The following is an 18,225-nucleotide window of genomic DNA, read 5'->3' as shown; positions in this document are numbered from 1 at the left end:
TTTTTTACTTTTTTCTGAAAGTCTGTAATACGATCGGTGGTTATGGGTAGGTAGGCTGTGGTGTTGGACAATCATGCAAATTTATATCCTCTTAGTAAGTCGTCTACTTTCAATCGCTTTTTGCCTTCCATCTGAAGTTCCAATATCTCTAATACTCCTTCGCCCGTCTGAACTTTCAAATAGTTCTTGTTATCCGTCTGCAGCTCTCCGATTTCCTCGCCGGTTTTTTCATCCTGAGCAAATGCGGTTCTGTAGATTTTGCAGATTTTACCATCAAATCGTGTCCACGCAGCGGGATAGGGGGAAAGGCCGCGTACTAAATTATGGATGGATTCTGCGGACTTGCTCCAGTCGATTTCGCAAGTCTCCTTGAATATTTTGGGGGCATGATGAATTGCTTTGGATTCATCCTGGGGAAGAGCTTGTATTTTATCATCGGCAATATCTTCTACTGTTTTGAGTACCAGTTTTGCTCCAATATTCATCAATTTTTCATAGACAGAGCCAAGGTTGTCTTCCTCCAGAATTGGTATTTTTTCCTGATGGATAATACTGCCGGTATCGATCTCATGTTTTAGGAAGAAAGTAGTCACACCGGTCTCCTTATCACCGTTGATGATAGCCCAATTGATCGGAGCTGCACCACGGTAATTGGGTAGAAGTGAACCGTGAAGATTAAATGTGCCCAAAGGAGGCATATTCCACACGGACTCGGGAAGCATTCTGAATGCCACTACGATTTGCAAATCTGCTTTCAGTGTCCGAAGTTCCTCTTGAAATTCCGTAGACTTAAGGTTTGTAGGTTGCAGCACATTCAAGTTTAACTTGAGTGCGGCTTCCTTCACGGGAGAAGGAATTAACTTCTGTCCACGTCCTTTGGGCTTATCCGGGGCAGTGATGACGCCTACGACGTTCCAACCATTTTCTACCAAAAGTTCTAAGCCGGGCACTGCAAATTCAGGTGTGCCCATGTATATGATTCTAAGGTCTCTATTCATTAGTGTGATTTAAACTTTTCAAACTTAATTGTACATCAGGTATTTGGCTCGAAGTAGCTTATACTTTGCCAGATCCTCTTCCCAACTTGCAGAAATTTCTGCTTCTGATTTTCCTGCCAGAATCATCTTTTTCAACTGATCCGTTCCTGCCAGTGTATTGAAAAAGTTATTGAAAAATGCCTGCCCCTTTCCTGATTTGTGATAAGCTTCCAGCAGATACTCCAATGTAAATTGGTGAGTCATTGATTCACCTCTCAGATCTTTGCCATAGCATTTTTTATCCTGATGGGGAGGATTTTTGGACATGCCGTCTATGCTCACGGGCGTGAACGTGAAGTCACCGAATTTCGGATCGGGATAGCCATAAACCTGAAAAGGGAAATGAGTGCCTCTGCCAAGTGAAACTATCGTCCCTTCAAAAAAGCAGGTGCTGGGATAAAGTTTAACAGACAGATCATTTGGCAGATTAGGGGATGGCTTTACCGGAAGATTATAGGCTTTTTCATGATCCCAATCTGAAACGGGGATGACTACCAAATCGGCTTGCAATCCATCTTTTAGCCATTTTTCGCCGTTGATCATTTGTGCCAGCTCACCTACGGTCAGTCCGTGGACTACGGGAATGGGATGCATTCCCACGAAGCTTTCAAAACCTTTTTTCAAAACAGGCCCTGCGATGTAGTTTCCGTTTGGATTGGGTCTGTCGAAAATAATCACCTTTTTACCATTTTCCGCAGCAGCTTCCATGAGGTAATGCATGGTGCTGATATAGGTGTAAAAACGAACTCCTACATCCTGCAGATCGAAAATCAGAATATCCAAATCCCGGATTTGCTCCGGTTTGGGCTTCTTGTTATTTCCATAGAGCGAAATGATAGGAAGACCGGTTTTGGAATCAACGATATTGTCAACTTTTTCCCCGGCATCGGCCTGTCCACGAAAGCCATGCTCGGGCACAAATACTTTTTTTACTTTAATGTCTTTCTCCAGTAAAAAATCCACCACATGTTTGCCCCCGCTTTGGGTCAAAATACTGGTTTGGTTAGCGACTATTCCTATATTCTTTCCTTGAAGCTGATCCAGATAGAGTTCCGGGCGCTCGGCACCGGGCAGGGGAGTACTTTGTTTTGCCCAAGCAATGGACGAATTGAAGAGAATTAGCAGTGTTAAACTCAAAAAGTAAATAAAGAAAGTAAGTTTCGTTTGCTTCATGCTATTTTGCGGTCTAATCGAACAAATTAAAGCAGTCCTTTGAACCTTTCCTATTTCATCGCCAAAAGAATCAGTTTTAAGAAAGCTGGGGGATTTTCGGCCACCATCCATAAAATCGCAGTAGGAAGCCTAGCCTTGGGTCTGGCCGTGTCACTTATTTCATTTATGGTACTGGGCGGTTTTCAAAGTACCGTTTCTGAAAAAGTGTACGGATTCACAGGCCACTATCAGGTGCAGCGATTCACCATGAGTAATGCTTTTGAAGAGGCTCCTTTTTCGCTGAATTCCCAATTTAGCCAAACGCATCAACTGCTTCCTTTTATAACCAAAGTGCAGGCATTTGCCCATAAAGCCGCATTGATTAAAGGTGATGAAGAGGTAGAAGGCGTGTTGATGAAAGGAGTGGGGCAGGATTTTGATATACTGGGATTCGGGAAGTATGTGATTGAAGGCAGAATGCTGCGTATTCCTGACGAAGGCACCAGCAATGAAGTCATGCTTAGTCAGCATATTGCCAACAAGCTGTTGCTGAAAGTAGGGGATAAAATTACCCTTTATTTTGTCCAAGATCCACCGCGATATAGGCGAGTGGAAGTAGTGGGAATTTTCCAGACTTATCTGGAAAACTTTGATGAGAAGATCATCATCGGGGAATTGCAGACGATCAGAAATCTGAACAATTGGACTAAAGATCAGATCGGCGGCCTGGAGATTTTTGTCGATGATCTGAATAAAATTGATTCATATACTCCCAAAATAGAGGAGCTTTTGGATTTTGACTTAAAGCTGATTAGTAGCCAGGATAAGTTTTTGGAAATATTCGATTGGCTTAAACTTCTCGATAATAACGTCTATGTGTTTATAGGATTGATCGGCTTCGTGGCAATATTCAATATGGGAGCTATTCTGTTTATTTTGATTATGGAACGCACCCAAATGATCGGCTTGCTAAAAGCGCTCGGATCCACGAATAAACAAATCCGAAGTATCTTTTTTTGGAATGGAATCAATATCCTGTTTCGTGGCATGGCCATTGGAAATGCGATAGGGCTTGGAATAGGCTTTTTGCAAGATCAATTCAGATTGATCCCTCTGGACGCTGCAAGTTATTACATGAATTATGTGCCCATTGATTGGAATTGGACTGCATTCATTCTTATTAATTTGGGGATTGTTGCGCTGACAGCCGCAGTTTTGTGGATACCTGTGATGGTGATATCCAAGGTAGAGCCTATTCGGTCAATCCGTTTTGATTAAGGGTATAAGGATTGATAATGCTTTTTATTTTCATCATTATCACACCTAATACTGCTTCTTTGAAGATTCCGCGACTCATTTTTGAGGTTCCTTTTGTACGGTCTGTGAATATGATCGGCACTTCCACCAGCTTGAATCCCAGTTTCCATGAAGTGAATTTCATCTCAATCTGAAACGCATAGCCAACGAACTTTACTTCATCAAGCTTAATCCCTTTCAAGACTGATTTATGGTAGCATTTGAAGCCGGCTGTAGAATCCTTGACAGGTAGTCCTGTAATGAATTTCACATAGACGCTGGCAAAATAAGACATCAGAACTCTACCCATGGGCCAGTTTACCACATTGACTCCTGTGATATACCTGGATCCAATTGCCAGATCAAAATGCTTTTCAGCACAAGCTTGGTAAAGTCGGATCAAATCCTCAGGATTATGTGAGAAATCCGCATCCATTTCGAAAATGAAATCATAATCTCTTTCTAACGCCCATTTGAAACCGGTAATATATGCCGTACCCAGTCCTAGCTTACCTTCTCGCTCAATCAGGTGGAGTCGTCCGGGGAAGTCTGATTTCTTACTTTTCACAAGGTCTCCCGTACCGTCAGGGCTTCCATCGTCAATTACCAAAAGTTCAAATCCACCTACAAGACCCATGACCGATTGGATCATCTCTAGAATGTTTTCTTTCTCATTGAAAGTGGGAATAATGACGAGTTTTCTATGATCCATGGTCTAGCAAAGGCCAAAAGTAAGCCTAAAGACCGATTTTAGAAGTACGGACTGTATAAATTTTGGTTAAAGTAGCTTATTTTAAGGAAATACTTAGTGATTTAGTTTATTCGGATATGGAAGTCGGTGTAGCTTGGAAGAATGAAAAATTAGGAATGGCAATATTCTAGTTGGCTTTTTGCATATTCACTTCCTTTGTTTGCAGCATTTTGGACTAGGGTGCAGCCCTCGGAGTCGCCCATGGAGACCATACATAAACCTTTATGAGCCATAGCCTCTAGATGATTTGGGTTTTCTTTGAGGACAGCATCAAAATCCTCTATAGCCCAATGTAAGTATCCAGCATTCATATAAGCAAATCCCCGATTATATCTGCCTACCATGTTGTCAGGTTCTCGGTTTACATAGGAGTTAAAAGATGCTGCACAGCCTACAGGATCTCCCTGATAAGCAAGTGCCATACCCGTGTAAAAATAAACTTTTGCATGATCAGGGTTTAGTTCTATGGCTTTTCGGAGGAGTTCTTCTGCTTTTCGGAATTTCTCAGTCATGAGCATGCTGCGGCCTAGAAGATATAGAATATCAAAGTCATGGGGATCAAGTGAAGCCGCGCGAAGAAGCTGCAACTCAGCATTTTCATAATCTTTTTGTTCAAAAAACAGCTTACCTAGTCCTGCATGTGCCTGAGCGTATTCAGAGTCGATAGTTAAGATATGCATGTAATCAGCCTTTGATTTTGCGATTTCCCCAAGTTCTTCATAGCAACGTGCCCGCATGTGCAGTGCCTTGACATCCGTCACATGAAAGAAAAGATATTGGTTTAAATCCGAGATGACATCATCGTATTTTTTGTCGTTAAAAAGATGCTCAATAGTTTGAATGTTGCTTGAACATGAGCTACTTGTATATACTAATAAGAGTATAGTCAGGGTACGTAAAAGTCGTTTCATGACTAAATGAACAAAAAAAATAGGATTAGGAAAAATATTTCTTTCGAAATTTTCCTAATCCCTACGAAATTTTAGGAATTCCCTCCTTTATAGCAAGGTTTCCGGTAAACAGCTGATTACTAAAGTACTCCCTTGGTACTTGGAAGTTGATTGATATTTCTGGCATCCCGCATTACCGCCATCTTAATGGCTCTTGCCAATGCCTTGAAGATAGCCTCAATTTTATGATGCTCATTATCCCCTTCTGCTTTGATATTCAAGTTGCATTTGGCAGTGTCAGAAAAGGATTTGAAGAAATGATAGAACATCTCAGTTGGCATATCGCCTACTTTTTCCCGCTTGAATTCCGCATCCCATACCATCCAAGGTCTGCCTCCAAAGTCAATAGCTACCTGAGCCAATACATCATCCATAGGAAGAAGGAAACCGTAGCGATAGATTCCTTTTTTGTCTCCCAAAGCTTTTAAATACGCCTCTCCAAGAGCCAATGCCGTATCTTCTATCGTGTGATGTTCATCTATGTGCAAATCGCCATTAACCTTGATCTCAAGATCTGTGCTGCCATGTTTGCCTAGCTGCTCCAGCATATGGTCAAAGAAATGCAAACCTGTTTTGATGTCACAGCTTCCGTTTCCATCTAGATTCAGTTTGATGTAAATGTCAGTTTCAGAAGTCTTGCGGCTTACTTCTGCTGCACGGGGAGGCATTTTCAGAAATTCATAGATCTCATCCCAGTCGGTGGTAACCAAAGCTGCATTTTCAGCTGATGAGCCTATGAAAATAGCTTTTGCTCCAAGGTTTTCTGCCAGCTTCACATCTGTCTGCCGATCTCCGATTACATAGGAATTGGCCAGATCGTACTCTTCGGAAAAGTATGCAGTCAGTAGTCCTGTTCCTGGTTTTCTGGTAGGAGCATTGTCTTTTTCAAAAGTCTTGTCCACATGGATTTCCTTGAAGAAAATATTCTCCTGTTCCAGTGTTTTGAGCATCTTGAACTGTGCGGGCCAGAATGTTTTTTCAGGAAAAGAATCCGTGCCCAACCCATCCTGGTTGGTTACCATGACCAATTCAAAATCAGTTTCCTCGGCGATTTTGCGAAGGTTGGAAATTGCCTTTGGCAAAAATTCCAACTTCTCTAAGCTGTCAACTTGAAAATCAGTGGGCGGTTCTTTGATGATGGTTCCGTCCCGATCTATAAAAAGCACTTTCTTCTTCATGGTTTATAACTTAAAGCTTTCTGTGTATATTTTCTTTAGTGCTTGGATGAAGGATTCATTTTCTGCCCGTGTGCCTACGGAGATTCTCAGACATTCTTCACATAGCTGCACTTTCGATCTGTTTCTGACGATGATTTTTTCCTCAATCAGATCATCATACACATGACCTGCATTGGGTATTTTCACCAAAAGAAAATTCGCATGGGAAGGGTGGATTTTCTCCACAAAATCGAGTTTGCCCATTTCTTCCTTTAAATGCTCGCGCTCTTGAAGTATATCGGCAATCATTCTATTGACCTTGTCCACCTTTTGAATGGCAGCCAAAACCGTATCTTGGGTCAGCCCGGAGATATTGTATGGAGGTTTGATTCTGTTGAGAATTTTGATCATTTTCTTGCCGGCAAATGCCATTCCCAGTCTGAGGGAAGCAAGTCCCCAGGCTTTGGAAAAGGTCTGCATGACTAGCAGATTTCCATATTCGCCCAAATAGTCAGTAAAGCTTGGCTCGTCGCTAAAATCTATGTAGGCTTCGTCTACGACCACCAGACCATTAAATTCTTTAAGTAATCTTAGAATATCCTCCCGATTTACTTTATTACCGCTTGGATTATTGGGGGAGCAGACGAATATGATTTTAGTGTGCGTATCTATCGCTTGTAGGATGAGATCCGGCTGAAGTTGGAAATCAGGAGTTAAAGGGACTTTCCGGGTTTCTACATCGTTAATTCCGGCACTTACTTCATACATTCCATAAGTAGGAGGCAGCAGGATCACATTGTCTTTACCCGGATTACAAAATGCCCGAAAAAGCAGATCAATTGCCTCGTCAGAGCCGTTTCCAAGGAATATTTGAGAGGGCTTTACTCCCTTGATTTTTGCAATTTCATCCTTCAGTTCGAGTTGGTAGGGATCAGGATAGCGGTTGTAATCCTCATCTGTGACAGAGCCATAAGGGTTTTCATTTGCATCCAGAAATATCCCTTCCTTGCCTGTATATTCATCACGGGCAGATGTGTATGGTTGAAGGTTTGCGATGTGCGGTCTGAGTAGTGGGGTTAAGTCAAACTTCATTTTTTCCGTTTTTTGAGATGTTTGAGTCGTATGGATACGGCATTTTTGTGAGCATAAAGCAGCTCGTTTTCTGCCATGATTTCTATGGTAGGCCCTAAGTTTTTCAACCCTTCAGGACTGATTTTTTGATAGGTGATTTTCTTCACAAAACTGTCAAGAGATACTCCGCTATAGTTTCTGGCATACCCATAGGTAGGCAAGGTATGATTGGTGCCTGAAGCATAATCACCGGCTGATTCGGGGGTAAAGTTTCCAATGAAAACGGAGCCTGCATTATAAACGGCGTCCACAGCTTTTTCTTCTTCCACTACGCTGATGATTAGGTGCTCAGGTGCATAGAAGTTGATCAATTCCATGGCTTCTTCCATATTGTCCATTATGACTGCCCTTGAATTTTCCAACGCTTTCTTTGCTATGTCTTTTCTTGGCAACTCTTCCAGCTGAGTATCAATTTCTTTGATCACGCGTTGAGCAAATTTCTCTGTATCTGTGACCAAAATGACTTGACTGTCCACACCATGCTCTGCCTGAGAAAGTAAGTCAGCTGCCACAAAGGCTGGGTTTGCAGAATCATCGGCATAGACCAATACCTCTGAAGGTCCGGCAGGCATATCAATTGCCACTCCGTATTTTGTCGCCATCTGTTTTGCAGCTGTCACAAATTGGTTTCCGGGACCAAAGATCTTATCCACTCTAGGTACACTTTCAGTTCCATAGGTCATGGCAGCTATTGCCTGTGCTCCACCGACCTTCACGATTTTGGTGATCCCTACCAATCCGGCTGTATAGAGAATAGCAGGATGTATGTTACCTTCTCTGTTAGGAGGAGAGCAAAGCACAATCTCTTTGCATCCTGCCAATACTGCAGGAATTCCCAACATCAATACTGTACTGAAAAGGGGGGCAGTTCCCCCGGGAATATATAATCCCACCTTTTGTATTGGGATACTCTTTCTTTTGCAAATTACGCCGGGCATCACTTCATCTATCAATTCAGGTGTTGCCTGAGCCATGTGGAATCGCTCGATATTGGATTTGGCTACCCGAATAGCTTCTTTCAATTCCGGTGAAATGGCCGCCGAAGCTGATTGGATTTCCAGTTCACTGGGAAATAATGACTCCAATTCAACATGATCGTATTCCATTGCGAATTTGAGAAGGGCTTTATCGCCATTTCTTTTCACTTTTCTCAGAATCGGTTTTACGATTTTAGTTATTTGCTTGGTTTTAAAGGTCGGTCGCGCCAACTGCTTTTTCCAAGTTTCCTTGTTAGGATTGTCCAGGATTTTCATGTGTTTATATTTTTTTGCAGAGGCATAACCTGTCCTGTGACGAAGGAAACGGGATGCCCGGCGATTGTCGGACGGGGAATCCCCGCCTGCGTCAGGCAGGTCGCATAACAGATAATCATTCCTCCGTGTGACTCTTTAGCCATTCTCGATTTCATTCGATTTCCGGTCTATGGTGGCGCAATTAATTTTGCAGGATTAAAGAATCATCTTTTCGATAGGAACGACTAGTATGCCTTCTGCGCCGGCAGCTCTGAGTTCCTCGATATTTTCCCAGAATTGATCTTCATTCAAAACAGAATGGACAGATGACCAACCTTCCTGTGCAAGTGGTAAAATCGTAGGGCTGCGCATTCCGGGAATCAGATTGATAATTTTTTCAATGGATTCATTTGGAGCGTTCAAGAGCACATATTTGCTGCTCTTACCTTTTTGGACAGCATTGATTCTGAAAAGTAATTTTTCGGCAATTTCCTTTTTCCAATCTTCCAGGCCGTTATTTGCGATCAGTACAGCCTCGGATTTGAAGATTTCTTCGACTTCTTTCAGGCCATTCATCATCAGTGTGGAGCCGGAGCTGACTATATCGCAGATTCCTTCAGCTAAGCCTATACTGGGCGCAATTTCTACTGAGCCGGAGATTTCGTGGATATCTGCATTGATGTTTTGACTTTTGAGATAATCTCCAAGGATTTTGGGATAGGAGGTGGCAATGCTTTTTCCTTCAAAGAACTCCACTCCATTGTATTGTTGTCCTTTGGACACGGCAAGGGAAAGCCTGCATTTGGAAAATCCCAAAGCTTTTAGGGTAGTGACATTTTTATCTTTCTCCACTACTTCGTTTTGACCTACGATTCCAAGATCAGCTACGCCGTCGGCTACATACCCCGGGATATCGTCGTCACGAAGAAATAAGAATTCGATAGGGAAATTGGTGGAAGTGGACTTGAGTTTACCCGTTCCATTATAGAATTTGATGCCGCATTCTTTGATGAGGCTGAGTGAATCTTCGGATAATCTGCCGCTTTTTTGTACGGCAATACGGATTATTTTTTCCATGGTGGCAAGTTACGCTAAGAAATAAAAGGATGTAATAAATGTTGGTTAAAAGCGGAATCCCTATCATCGGCTTCACCGGGTGTGTTATACTATTCCTCAGGAGGAATGATGGAAATGGTGCATCAAGTTGCCCTGATGTGCAGTTGCTAAAAAATCAATATTTCTATTGCTGTTTTCCATTATCGTTGGCAAAGATAGGGATGACTAGAAAATATGCAAATGGAGAGGCACTTTTTCGAAAATTAAACTTTGGAGATTTTTCAGTCAACTTACTTTTCCTCCAATAGCATTTCATCGAGTATCGCCCAATTTCCTGCCAATGCTTGAGTGATTATCTGATTCCATCTAGCCTGTATTTCTTTATTTAAGCCATGTCTAGTCTGGCCGTCGTACAATTCCTGTAGGCGATTCATTTCTCTGTAGGAATCCATGTAGATGGTATTGAGTTTTGCTTCAAATAGTTCAGGCTCCAATTCTGTATCTTTCAATCTTGCTATCATCCGGTCGGCGGTGACTCTGGTAAGGTCAAAATGTCTTTGCTCGTGATTGCTGGCATAGCCATTGGCATTTTTCACCCAAGATTGATTGGGCAGCATATATACCTTAATTTCCAGATTCTGTACTATTTCCCCATCCTCAATTGTTGCATTTCCTTCTATGGAAAGACTACTGAATATAGCGGCATTGAAAGTACTTTTGGGGTTGGGGCTTTCTGTGAAATCTACCCAAGTCAATGGCCTGCCCGGATCATAAAACACGGTGTCTTTGCTGCTTGGTCTTATGGGGTCGATAATATTCAGCCGGACTGATTTGACCAGAGCTCTGTTGCTTTGGTATTGGGTAGCAAGCCAGGCATCAAAGTATTCCCTGCTATTTTCGAATAGTCTTTGGATAGATGCTTCTGCATGATGCATTTGTGAGGCGGGTCTGCTGTATTGAAGTTTACCGTTGAAGTCCACCAAGTGAACAGGTTCATCTTTGCCGGTTAGAAAAAATCCCAAGCCTAATTGTAGGTCTCCTTTATATGAGTTGCGACCTGCTTGATAAATTTCCTTGAGGTCTATATTGTAGATTTTGATTGTAATGTGGTGGTCAATAGTTTGGGAAGGAATTATTTTGGCATTGAAAAACTTAAGTACTTCTTCTGAGAATTTTTCCCCAAAGTTCGCTTTATGCCTATTTCGCCCAGAATCATAGATTTCACCAATTGATTTTGATACCCGGGAGTCGAGAACATGCTCGAAAGTATAATTCCTTTCTTGGGAGGTTTTTTCTGAAGGTTTTAGTTTTAAGATGATGTCTTGAGCCAAGGAGTTCACTGTTGCGAGGCAAAAACAGAAAAAGGCCAAAAGAAATATTCTCATAACTTGGAAAACGTAATTGTTTGTCAAAAGTTAATGGCTAATGGTAATCATCAGGCAAGGATAGAATATTCCAAGGAGCATTTTCTGAAAGTTATTATTAACCGCTGTAGGCACGGAGGTTTTCGCAGAGAGAGTAGAAATTACGTCATCGGTGACGACGGAGGAGTGCGACAATCTCACTGTACGATATTTGGTGTCGAGGTTGCTTGCCTGCCGGACAGGCTAGTGCTCGGGTTGATAAACGAGAGAGCAACAGAAAGCGGAAGCGCTATTTCCCAAGTGTATTTTTTATGTCTATTTACGAAGTCTCAATTGAGGAAGAGTCTTTACTGATTATTATACTCCCTCAGTTATCAATCGGAACAGGATTGAAATTTGACCAAAATGATAAATGTCGTGGTGCAATACTCCTAAAATCAACTCGTAATAGGAGTAGCTCATATCCCCAAATGTTTCACCCAAAATCATCTCATCCAAGGTCGATAAGTATTGCAGCCAATCCTCTTGGGATTTTTCTAAATGGGCAAGAGTTTTTTGCCACTCTTCTTTAGTAGTATTTGTAATAGGCTGAATGAAATTATGATTTGGACTTGAATAGTTGTTTTTGGGGATTCCTCGGAGTACAAGTTCTCGCCAGCCTATCATGTGATTAAGAATCTCCCATATGGAATTGGCTTGGGGAGAAAATTTGTGAGCGGCTTGTTCGGGTGTGATTTGGCTGAGTTTATCTACCATATTCACCCCCAGCCAAGGATTTCCATTGTATTGCTTTGCAAAAAGGCTTTCTATTCGGCGGGATTCTTTCATCGAACTCAGAGTTAATGAGTTTTGAAAATACAAAAATGAACCGGTTTAACCACCGTTTGGATAGTGAAGCTCAGCGAAATCACTTTTGCTTTTAAATATATTAACCCTTGAGGGGGACAGATTGGATTTTTAAAGGCGATTTCCTTGTAGGGAAGTTGTAAGTTGGTAAAAAAGAAGCGCAGGTAACATCCACGCTTCTTTTTAGAATGCTATTCTATGAGTTTTAGTTGAAAAGGAGTGGAACGAATTGGGTCAAATAGATCCTCCAGTTTTTCCAGATATGTCCGCCCTCAGATTCTATATATTCGTAAGGCATCCCCATAGCATCTAGTTTTGCCCTGTATTCCTTATTGGCATCGTAGAGAAAATCAGTTTTTCCTATAGCAATCCAATAGAGCTCATATCCATTGTCCATTTGCGTTTTCAATGTGCCGTCTATATCAGAATACACACTGCTGGTAGCATCTTCCCGTGGCATAATAGCAGCGGAGAATAGCCCTATGTAATCAAACGTGTTTGGATAAAACCTGGAGATATGCATCGTATGGTATCCGCCCATAGATAGACCTGCGATAGCCCGGTTTGCTTTATCTGACTTAACCCGATAATTGTTTTCTATAAAAGAGATAATATCCGTGAAATTCACTTCATAAGTTCCATCCATGGTTTTCGGGATCATAAAGGCAGGTTTGTACATCCCGCCGTTTCCTTCTCCGGGAGCAGCATCCTGGATTACGTTGCCGTTTGGCATCACCACAATCATCGGCTTGGCCTTTCCTTCAGCAATCATATTATCCATAATCTGTGCGGTTCTGCCCAGAGCTATCCAGGCTTCCTCATCTCCACCGGCACCATGCAATAGATATAATACGGGAAATTTGTCTTTTGATTGTTCATATCCCGGAGGGGTATAGATGGTGAGTCTCCGATCCATTTTCAAACCCGGAGAATCATACCAGCGACGGGCAACAGTGCCATGCGGTACATCCTTGACCCGATAAAGATCCGCCTGTCCTTTACCCACGATAAATACATTGGTGACTGAAGCCACATCACGGATCAGAAATGGATTGGCCGGGTCTGTAGTCTTAAGATCATCTACGATAAAGGAATAGCTGTAGAGTTCAGGAGAAAGCACGGGAGTGGTAATTGACCAAACTCCTTTGTCGTCTTTTGTTAGCTCAGCCTTGCCCGGACCATCCATTTCTCCCATAGGTGTTTGGGTTTTTACTGTAGGGAGAAAATCTCCTGTCACCTGAACTGAGCTCGCACGTGGAGCAAAGATGCGAAAAGTGACAGACCCGTCCTTGTGGATTTCCGGAGATGTGATTTGTTGGGAGCTGAATAAAGCTTCTTGAGCTTGTGTGCTTATTGCTATCAGGCAAAAAGAAAGGATAGAGAGCAGTAGATTTTTTTTCATTGCTAGGTTTCTTTTGGGTTTTAATTAGAAGGTTGCTTGCGTGTAGGCTTAGTCAAATTTCTATTGTATCATAATGACAATTACATTAAATTCAAGATACTTTCCAAAGAAGAACTTTTGAAACATCCTTTTATTTTTTACTATTCTTCAAGATCTGGAGAAACTATAGTCTTCAACTGATGGATAAACACCAAAAATATGGTCAGCTGTGCCCGCTACCTCCAAACAAGTGATCGATAGCTTGTATTCTATCGGACGATGTGTGTTCGAAAGTGTACAGGTGTTTGATTGGCATCCAAATCCGATTCACAATTTTTGAACTTTTTCAAAATTAAATTTCCTTAACAAGCTTGGTTTATTGTAACCCCAGAAATGAGTGAATTACGATGAAAGTGTCCGCTTGTAATACATACGAACAGAGAAGTGACCATATATTGTACATGTTTTGTTAAAAAACTGTGAATTCATCAGAATTAAATTCTGGGATTTCTCAGAAAGTTTAATGTTTTGAAAAATATTGACCCTTAGAGAAAGCTTGACTTTTTGGATTGGTATGCGCTTGGCAATAGGGAATGCATAACACAAAATCTAAAAAATTTAAACCAACATATTATGAAAACTCTATTAACAATAGCATTAGCCGGCGCATTATCTTTAAGTTCTTTGGCAGCCAACGCAAGCGAAGATCTAAGGGCTTTGTCAACCGTAAATTCTACGCATAAGAAAGTCAATGTGATGCTGAATGAAGGCGTAGGAAGTGCAAAAATTTCCATTTTGAATCAGGACGGAAAAATCCTTAGCAGCAGAAAAGTACGAGTAAAAGGCGAGAACTTGATGGTACCTTATAATATGGATAATTTGCCGGCGGGAGAATACAAGGTAAAAATCGAAACAAACCAAGAGGAAGTGACCTATACTATTGCAACTACCAACGAGCCGATTCCTTCGGCAGCTTTGCCTCTAATGGCCTATGGTAAAACAGTTGATGAAAATACGGTAAGTGTAACTGTAATAGGATTAACGGAGCCTGGAGTCAATGTGGAGGTCTATTCTGCCAAATCGGGAGAGGTTATCTATTCTGAGCATGTTGATCAAGCAGAAGGTTTTAAGAAGGATTACTCATTCAACAACATGAAATCAAATGATGTATACCTGAAAGTGATTGACGGACAGGGAAGGAGTAAAACGCTATTTTTCTAACAGCCTAGACTAAACCAATTATTTCCCAAAAGCTCTGATTGCAAAATCAGAGCTTTTTTTATAGCCTATTATTGAAGTCACAAAAGACACGGAGGTTTTTTACCTATGGATACAGTGGTTTTAGTCCCTGCCACGCTAGGTTAAAAAGTACTGAATAAGCCTTTCCGTATTTGGCTACTGTGACGCTATGCTTTGGGCAGTTCTCATACTTTTGATAATTCTATTCCCTGCACAAATCTTCTTTTTCCAACCATCCAAAATGCAACAGCCATATTGGGAACCCAACACAGCCAAGCAACTATTTGATAGGCGGGGATGAATTCTCCTTGATGCATGATGATTAAAAGAGGTAGCCAAATCCTTAGCGTAACCGCCGCAAAGCATGCTGCATAGCTAAAGATCATCCAGTTTTCATGTGCGTCATACCTATGCTTTTTGGCTGTGAACCATCCCATCATTGTCGTAATAAGCCAGACAACTCCCAAAATCACGAAACCGAGCATACTTACTAATCCTCCGGTGGCATAGAGTCCGATATAAATTCCTGCCAGGCTGCTGAAAAATGCGGTAGCGACATAGCCCATTCCGATTCTTTTGTGAAGTTTTCTGTTTCTGTCCCGAAAGCTTTTAGGGAATTGAGTCCATCCGATCAGAAGGGCGATGCCACCTAGAATAATATGTGTATAGAAAGCGAAATTCCAAAGATCAGAGCTGAGCAGTTCAGCAGTTTTGGATTGTAACAATCCGAAATTTCTGTCCAGCGTAAAATAGAGTAAAGGATAGAGACCAATTATCGTGCAGAGCAGCCCAAATATCCACCAGGTGATTTTTTTGAAGATGGGTTTCATGCTTTGCCCATTGATAGGGCGCTCGATAGTTTGATTAGATCCTAACACTGTATTTTACTTCGAAAGGTACTTTTCCAATTGGTCAAAAGTGCCGCCAAAACCCTGCTCCATATTTCCGATATTCTCGGTGAATACTTTGTTGGAGGCATCAGAAGCATTATGGGGAAAGGAAACCAAATCGATTCTGGTTTTGCCATCTTCCTCGATAAACTCCAGATCCACGATCATTTCCAATGGCCAGTCCGGACCAAAGGGTATTTCAGGTGCTTTGGCTGTTTCTCCGGCATCATTCGAAAAGGAATTGATAAACTGAAGTTTGGAAGGTGCTTCAATTTCTTGAATGACCCATTTGGCCCACATCTCATATCCCTCTTTATTCCGAAGGACAAAATGGACTATGCCTTCGGGATAAAATTCAAAAGTTTTTACTTCCATACTGAATCCTGCAGGTCCCCACCATTGCTGCAGGTTTTCTGTTGTGGTAAAAGCATTATAAACCTCATCTTGGGAATGGTTGAAATAGCGGGTGATTTCGAGTTGCGCGGACATGAGTGCTGGATATTATTATTTTGTGAAATTTTGCTCGTATTTCATCAAACCAAAAACAGTTATTTTATCAAGCTCATTTTCAATTACCTGAAGCTCTTTTTTGTTAAATTGCTGCAGGAGGGATAAAACTTCATTAAGAATCTTCTTGCTAACTTTTATTTTGATCGTTTCCATACTGTAAGATAAGCTTTTCGACATTTAAAACAAGTAAAATATAGCTGCGGGCATCATTGCGGAAAATCATATTATAGAATTTTCTGAAGGCGGATATACTGAATCAGCATAATTGTTTTGGCGTCTTTGATTTCTCCTGTGCCTATCATACTTAATGCTTCCTCAAAAGGCATTTCGAGTACTTCTATGTTTTCTTCTTCATGATCTACGCCACCGCCTTCACTGACTTTCATATGTTTGGAATAGGCGGCAATAAAGAAGTGTAGGATTTCGGTTACTGAACCCGGAGACATATAAGCTTCAAACACTTTTTTCACATCCTTAACCAAGTATCCTGTTTCTTCTTCAGTTTCTCTACGGATACAGTCTTCAGGATTATCCTGATCCAAAAGCCCGGCACAGGCCTCGATCATCATACCTGATTCATTGCCATTGGTGTAGGTGGGCAAGCGAAACTGGCGAGTGAGAATGACGGTTTTCTGTTCTTGGTTGTATAAGAGAATAGTAGCTCCATTTCCCCGGTCATAGGCTTCACGATCCTGAGTGATGATTTCTCCATTTTTCTTGGTGAACTGAAAAGTGATCTTTCGCAGTGTGTACCAATTGTCAGAGAGTACCTCTGTTTTTAAAAGTTTGATGTCTTTGATCATGATTTGATGTAGGTAAAAAGAAGCCCAGAGTTTTGGTCTGGGCTAATTTTTGGATTTTTAAGTTGTTATCTGATTACAGGTTACTTCAAATTGTCAACTGAAAACTGATTACTGCTTGCTGCCTTCAGCATGATCAACCATTTTTCCATCCAGTGTCATGTATTCACCCATGGCATCTGCTGTCATACAGGAGTGTACAGGGAGGATGCCCAGAACGTCACCGACTTTCACTTTTGCCAGGAGTTCGTCCGAGGCTTTGATAATGCCGTGTTCCTGGGAAATACTCTTAAGAAATGATTTGTTTTCAGGGATAATCCAGCCATTTTCATTTAGATAGACCACTTCCCCGAAGTTTTTCAGGCCATTTTCACCAACCAAAACATCCTTAGCAAGATGGACCCCACCGCCGTGAATTAAAATTTCCTTACGGTCTTTTTTAATATCCACCACGGGTACGGCAAGACAGACGGCAATATCTTCCTTGTCACAGCCTCCCAATTCAGCCTGCATCAAGTCATAAAACACAAAGTTACCGGGACCCATTTCGTCAATATCTTCAAAGTCCTCCATCACGGCACAGCCTGGAGTATCTCCAATCCTTGTCACCAAATTTGGATACTCGGTGCTGTATTTGTTTTTGAGCATTCCCAGCGCATTCCGGGATTGCTCGTAGATAGCTGGGATATCGGGCATATAATAAGTATGTCCGGGGTGTAGATAAAATCCCTTGAACTTTAGTTTGTCCGACTTTTTGGCGATCAATAAAATCTCTTCTATCAAACCAAAATCACTTACTTCTACGCCGGTTCTACCGTAACCCGCATCGATTTCAATAAAGAATCCTACAGGATGCTCCAATTGATCCGCAAGCATTTGGGTGGTTTCAGCATTGATCAGTTGTACAGAAATGGATTGCTTGGAAGCAATTTTATTGAGCTTGGGGATTTCGAGGGGATTAAAGGGAAATGCAATATGGATATTTACCCAGCCTTGTCCCGCTAGGTATTCTGCCATTTTCATAGAAGAAACAGTCACTTCAGTGATGTTGTATTCTTTTGCCCAGTCTCCGATTTGATGTGACTGTGCGGTTTTGAAGTGAGGAACCAATTTCATATTATGACGGGCGGCTTTGTCAGCCATCCGCTTGATATTGGCCCGGCAGATTTTTTCGTCAAGAAGTAGTGTAGGGGATGTTAGTTGATTGAGGTAGCTCATGAGAGATTGTTGAGTTATTAAAAATTTTAATGAAAGTACTCGGAGCGTAGGGGAAATACAAGCTGGATGGGATTTACGAAATACGATTTTTGATTTACGGGATTTCTGAAGACTTGGCAGCCATTTTTGTTTTCCACCGTTTTGTGAAAAGTTTTTTCAATCCCTAAGGGATGGAAAAATTCTAGACTGAATTGAAAATTGGTACAATTTGGTAC

The 18,225-nt window shown here is 41.6% G+C and carries 18 protein-coding genes; 2 read left to right on the top strand and 16 right to left on the bottom strand.

Annotated features, from left to right (window positions below; all coding sequences use genetic code 11):
* Positions 1-71 precede the first annotated feature (71 nt).
* Complete coding sequence (gene fmt / locus ID165_RS09940) at positions 72-998, bottom strand: methionyl-tRNA formyltransferase (RefSeq protein WP_192350187.1); 927 nt, start codon at positions 996-998, stop codon at positions 72-74.
* A 24-nt stretch (positions 999-1,022) separates the two neighbouring features.
* Positions 1,023-2,210 carry an exo-beta-N-acetylmuramidase NamZ domain-containing protein gene (locus ID165_RS09935; protein WP_192350186.1) on the bottom strand — a complete coding sequence of 396 codons (1,188 nt, stop codon included), beginning with the start codon at positions 2,208-2,210 and terminating at the stop codon, positions 1,023-1,025.
* 39 nt (positions 2,211-2,249) lie between these two features.
* Between ID165_RS09935 and ID165_RS09930 the strand changes: the two genes are divergently transcribed.
* Positions 2,250-3,467 (top strand): FtsX-like permease family protein, encoded by a 1,218-nt coding sequence (locus ID165_RS09930; RefSeq protein ID WP_192350185.1) that lies wholly within the window; start codon positions 2,250-2,252, stop codon positions 3,465-3,467.
* Here ID165_RS09930 and ID165_RS09925 read toward each other — a convergent pair.
* The 9 genes from ID165_RS09925 to ID165_RS09885 all read right to left on the bottom strand — a co-directional run bounded on the left by ID165_RS09925 (position 3,442) and on the right by ID165_RS09885 (position 13,374).
* A complete protein-coding gene (locus tag ID165_RS09925; protein WP_192350184.1) occupies positions 3,442-4,197 on the bottom strand; it encodes a polyprenol monophosphomannose synthase in 756 nt (251 codons plus the stop codon). The two genes, ID165_RS09930 and ID165_RS09925, sit on opposite strands and share 26 nt — an antisense overlap.
* A gap of 149 nt (positions 4,198-4,346) precedes the next feature.
* On the bottom strand, positions 4,347-5,147 hold the full coding sequence (locus tag ID165_RS09920) for a tetratricopeptide repeat protein (protein ID WP_192350183.1): 801 nt from the start codon (positions 5,145-5,147) through the stop codon (positions 4,347-4,349).
* A gap of 119 nt (positions 5,148-5,266) precedes the next feature.
* Positions 5,267-6,364, bottom strand: a complete 1,098-nt coding sequence (hisB, locus tag ID165_RS09915) for a bifunctional histidinol-phosphatase/imidazoleglycerol-phosphate dehydratase HisB (RefSeq protein ID WP_192350182.1) — start codon at positions 6,362-6,364, stop codon at positions 5,267-5,269.
* Positions 6,365-6,367: 3 nt separating this feature from the next.
* On the bottom strand, positions 6,368-7,435 hold the full coding sequence (hisC, locus tag ID165_RS09910) for a histidinol-phosphate transaminase (RefSeq protein WP_192350181.1): 1,068 nt from the start codon (positions 7,433-7,435) through the stop codon (positions 6,368-6,370).
* On the bottom strand, positions 7,432-8,727 hold the full coding sequence (hisD, locus tag ID165_RS09905) for a histidinol dehydrogenase (protein WP_192350180.1): 1,296 nt from the start codon (positions 8,725-8,727) through the stop codon (positions 7,432-7,434). Before hisD ends, hisC begins: the two co-directional genes overlap by 4 nt.
* A gap of 195 nt (positions 8,728-8,922) precedes the next feature.
* Positions 8,923-9,783, bottom strand: a complete 861-nt coding sequence (hisG, locus tag ID165_RS09900) for an ATP phosphoribosyltransferase (protein WP_192350179.1) — start codon at positions 9,781-9,783, stop codon at positions 8,923-8,925.
* A 269-nt stretch (positions 9,784-10,052) separates the two neighbouring features.
* On the bottom strand, positions 10,053-11,147 hold the full coding sequence (locus ID165_RS09895; RefSeq protein ID WP_192350178.1) for a hypothetical protein: 1,095 nt from the start codon (positions 11,145-11,147) through the stop codon (positions 10,053-10,055).
* Positions 11,148-11,483: 336 nt separating this feature from the next.
* Entirely contained in the window at positions 11,484-11,954 is a 471-nt protein-coding gene (locus ID165_RS09890; protein ID WP_192350177.1) for a DinB family protein, read from the bottom strand.
* Positions 11,955-12,177: 223 nt separating this feature from the next.
* Positions 12,178-13,374 (bottom strand): esterase, encoded by a 1,197-nt coding sequence (locus ID165_RS09885; protein ID WP_192350176.1) that lies wholly within the window; start codon positions 13,372-13,374, stop codon positions 12,178-12,180.
* Positions 13,375-13,986: 612 nt separating this feature from the next.
* Here ID165_RS09885 and ID165_RS09880 point away from each other — a divergent pair.
* Positions 13,987-14,574, top strand: a complete 588-nt coding sequence (locus tag ID165_RS09880) for a hypothetical protein (protein WP_192350175.1) — start codon at positions 13,987-13,989, stop codon at positions 14,572-14,574.
* A gap of 203 nt (positions 14,575-14,777) precedes the next feature.
* Here ID165_RS09880 and ID165_RS09875 read toward each other — a convergent pair whose 3' ends face one another.
* The 5 genes from ID165_RS09875 to ID165_RS09855 form a co-directional block, all read right to left on the bottom strand.
* Positions 14,778-15,422 (bottom strand): DUF2306 domain-containing protein, encoded by a 645-nt coding sequence (locus ID165_RS09875; protein ID WP_192350174.1) that lies wholly within the window; start codon positions 15,420-15,422, stop codon positions 14,778-14,780.
* Between the two features lie 54 nt (positions 15,423-15,476).
* Positions 15,477-15,971 (bottom strand): SRPBCC domain-containing protein, encoded by a 495-nt coding sequence (locus tag ID165_RS09870; RefSeq protein ID WP_192350173.1) that lies wholly within the window; start codon positions 15,969-15,971, stop codon positions 15,477-15,479.
* 15 nt (positions 15,972-15,986) lie between these two features.
* Positions 15,987-16,145: a hypothetical protein gene (locus ID165_RS09865; RefSeq protein ID WP_192350172.1), complete on the bottom strand. Its 159-nt coding sequence runs from the start codon at positions 16,143-16,145 to the stop codon at positions 15,987-15,989.
* A 71-nt stretch (positions 16,146-16,216) separates the two neighbouring features.
* The gene (gene nudK / locus ID165_RS09860; protein WP_192350171.1) at positions 16,217-16,795 is read right to left on the bottom strand and encodes a GDP-mannose pyrophosphatase NudK; all 579 of its coding nucleotides are present in this window, start codon (positions 16,793-16,795) and stop codon (positions 16,217-16,219) included.
* Between the two features lie 108 nt (positions 16,796-16,903).
* Positions 16,904-18,010, bottom strand: coding sequence for an alanine racemase (locus tag ID165_RS09855; RefSeq protein WP_192350170.1), 1,107 nt, complete (start codon positions 18,008-18,010; stop codon positions 16,904-16,906).
* Positions 18,011-18,225 lie beyond the last annotated feature (215 nt).

Source organism: Algoriphagus sp. Y33 (assembly GCF_014838715.1).
In the GTDB taxonomy this organism is placed as follows: domain Bacteria; phylum Bacteroidota; class Bacteroidia; order Cytophagales; family Cyclobacteriaceae; genus Algoriphagus.
Note: the sequence above shows the minus strand (reverse complement) of the source record. Positions and strands in the feature narration are given on the sequence as shown.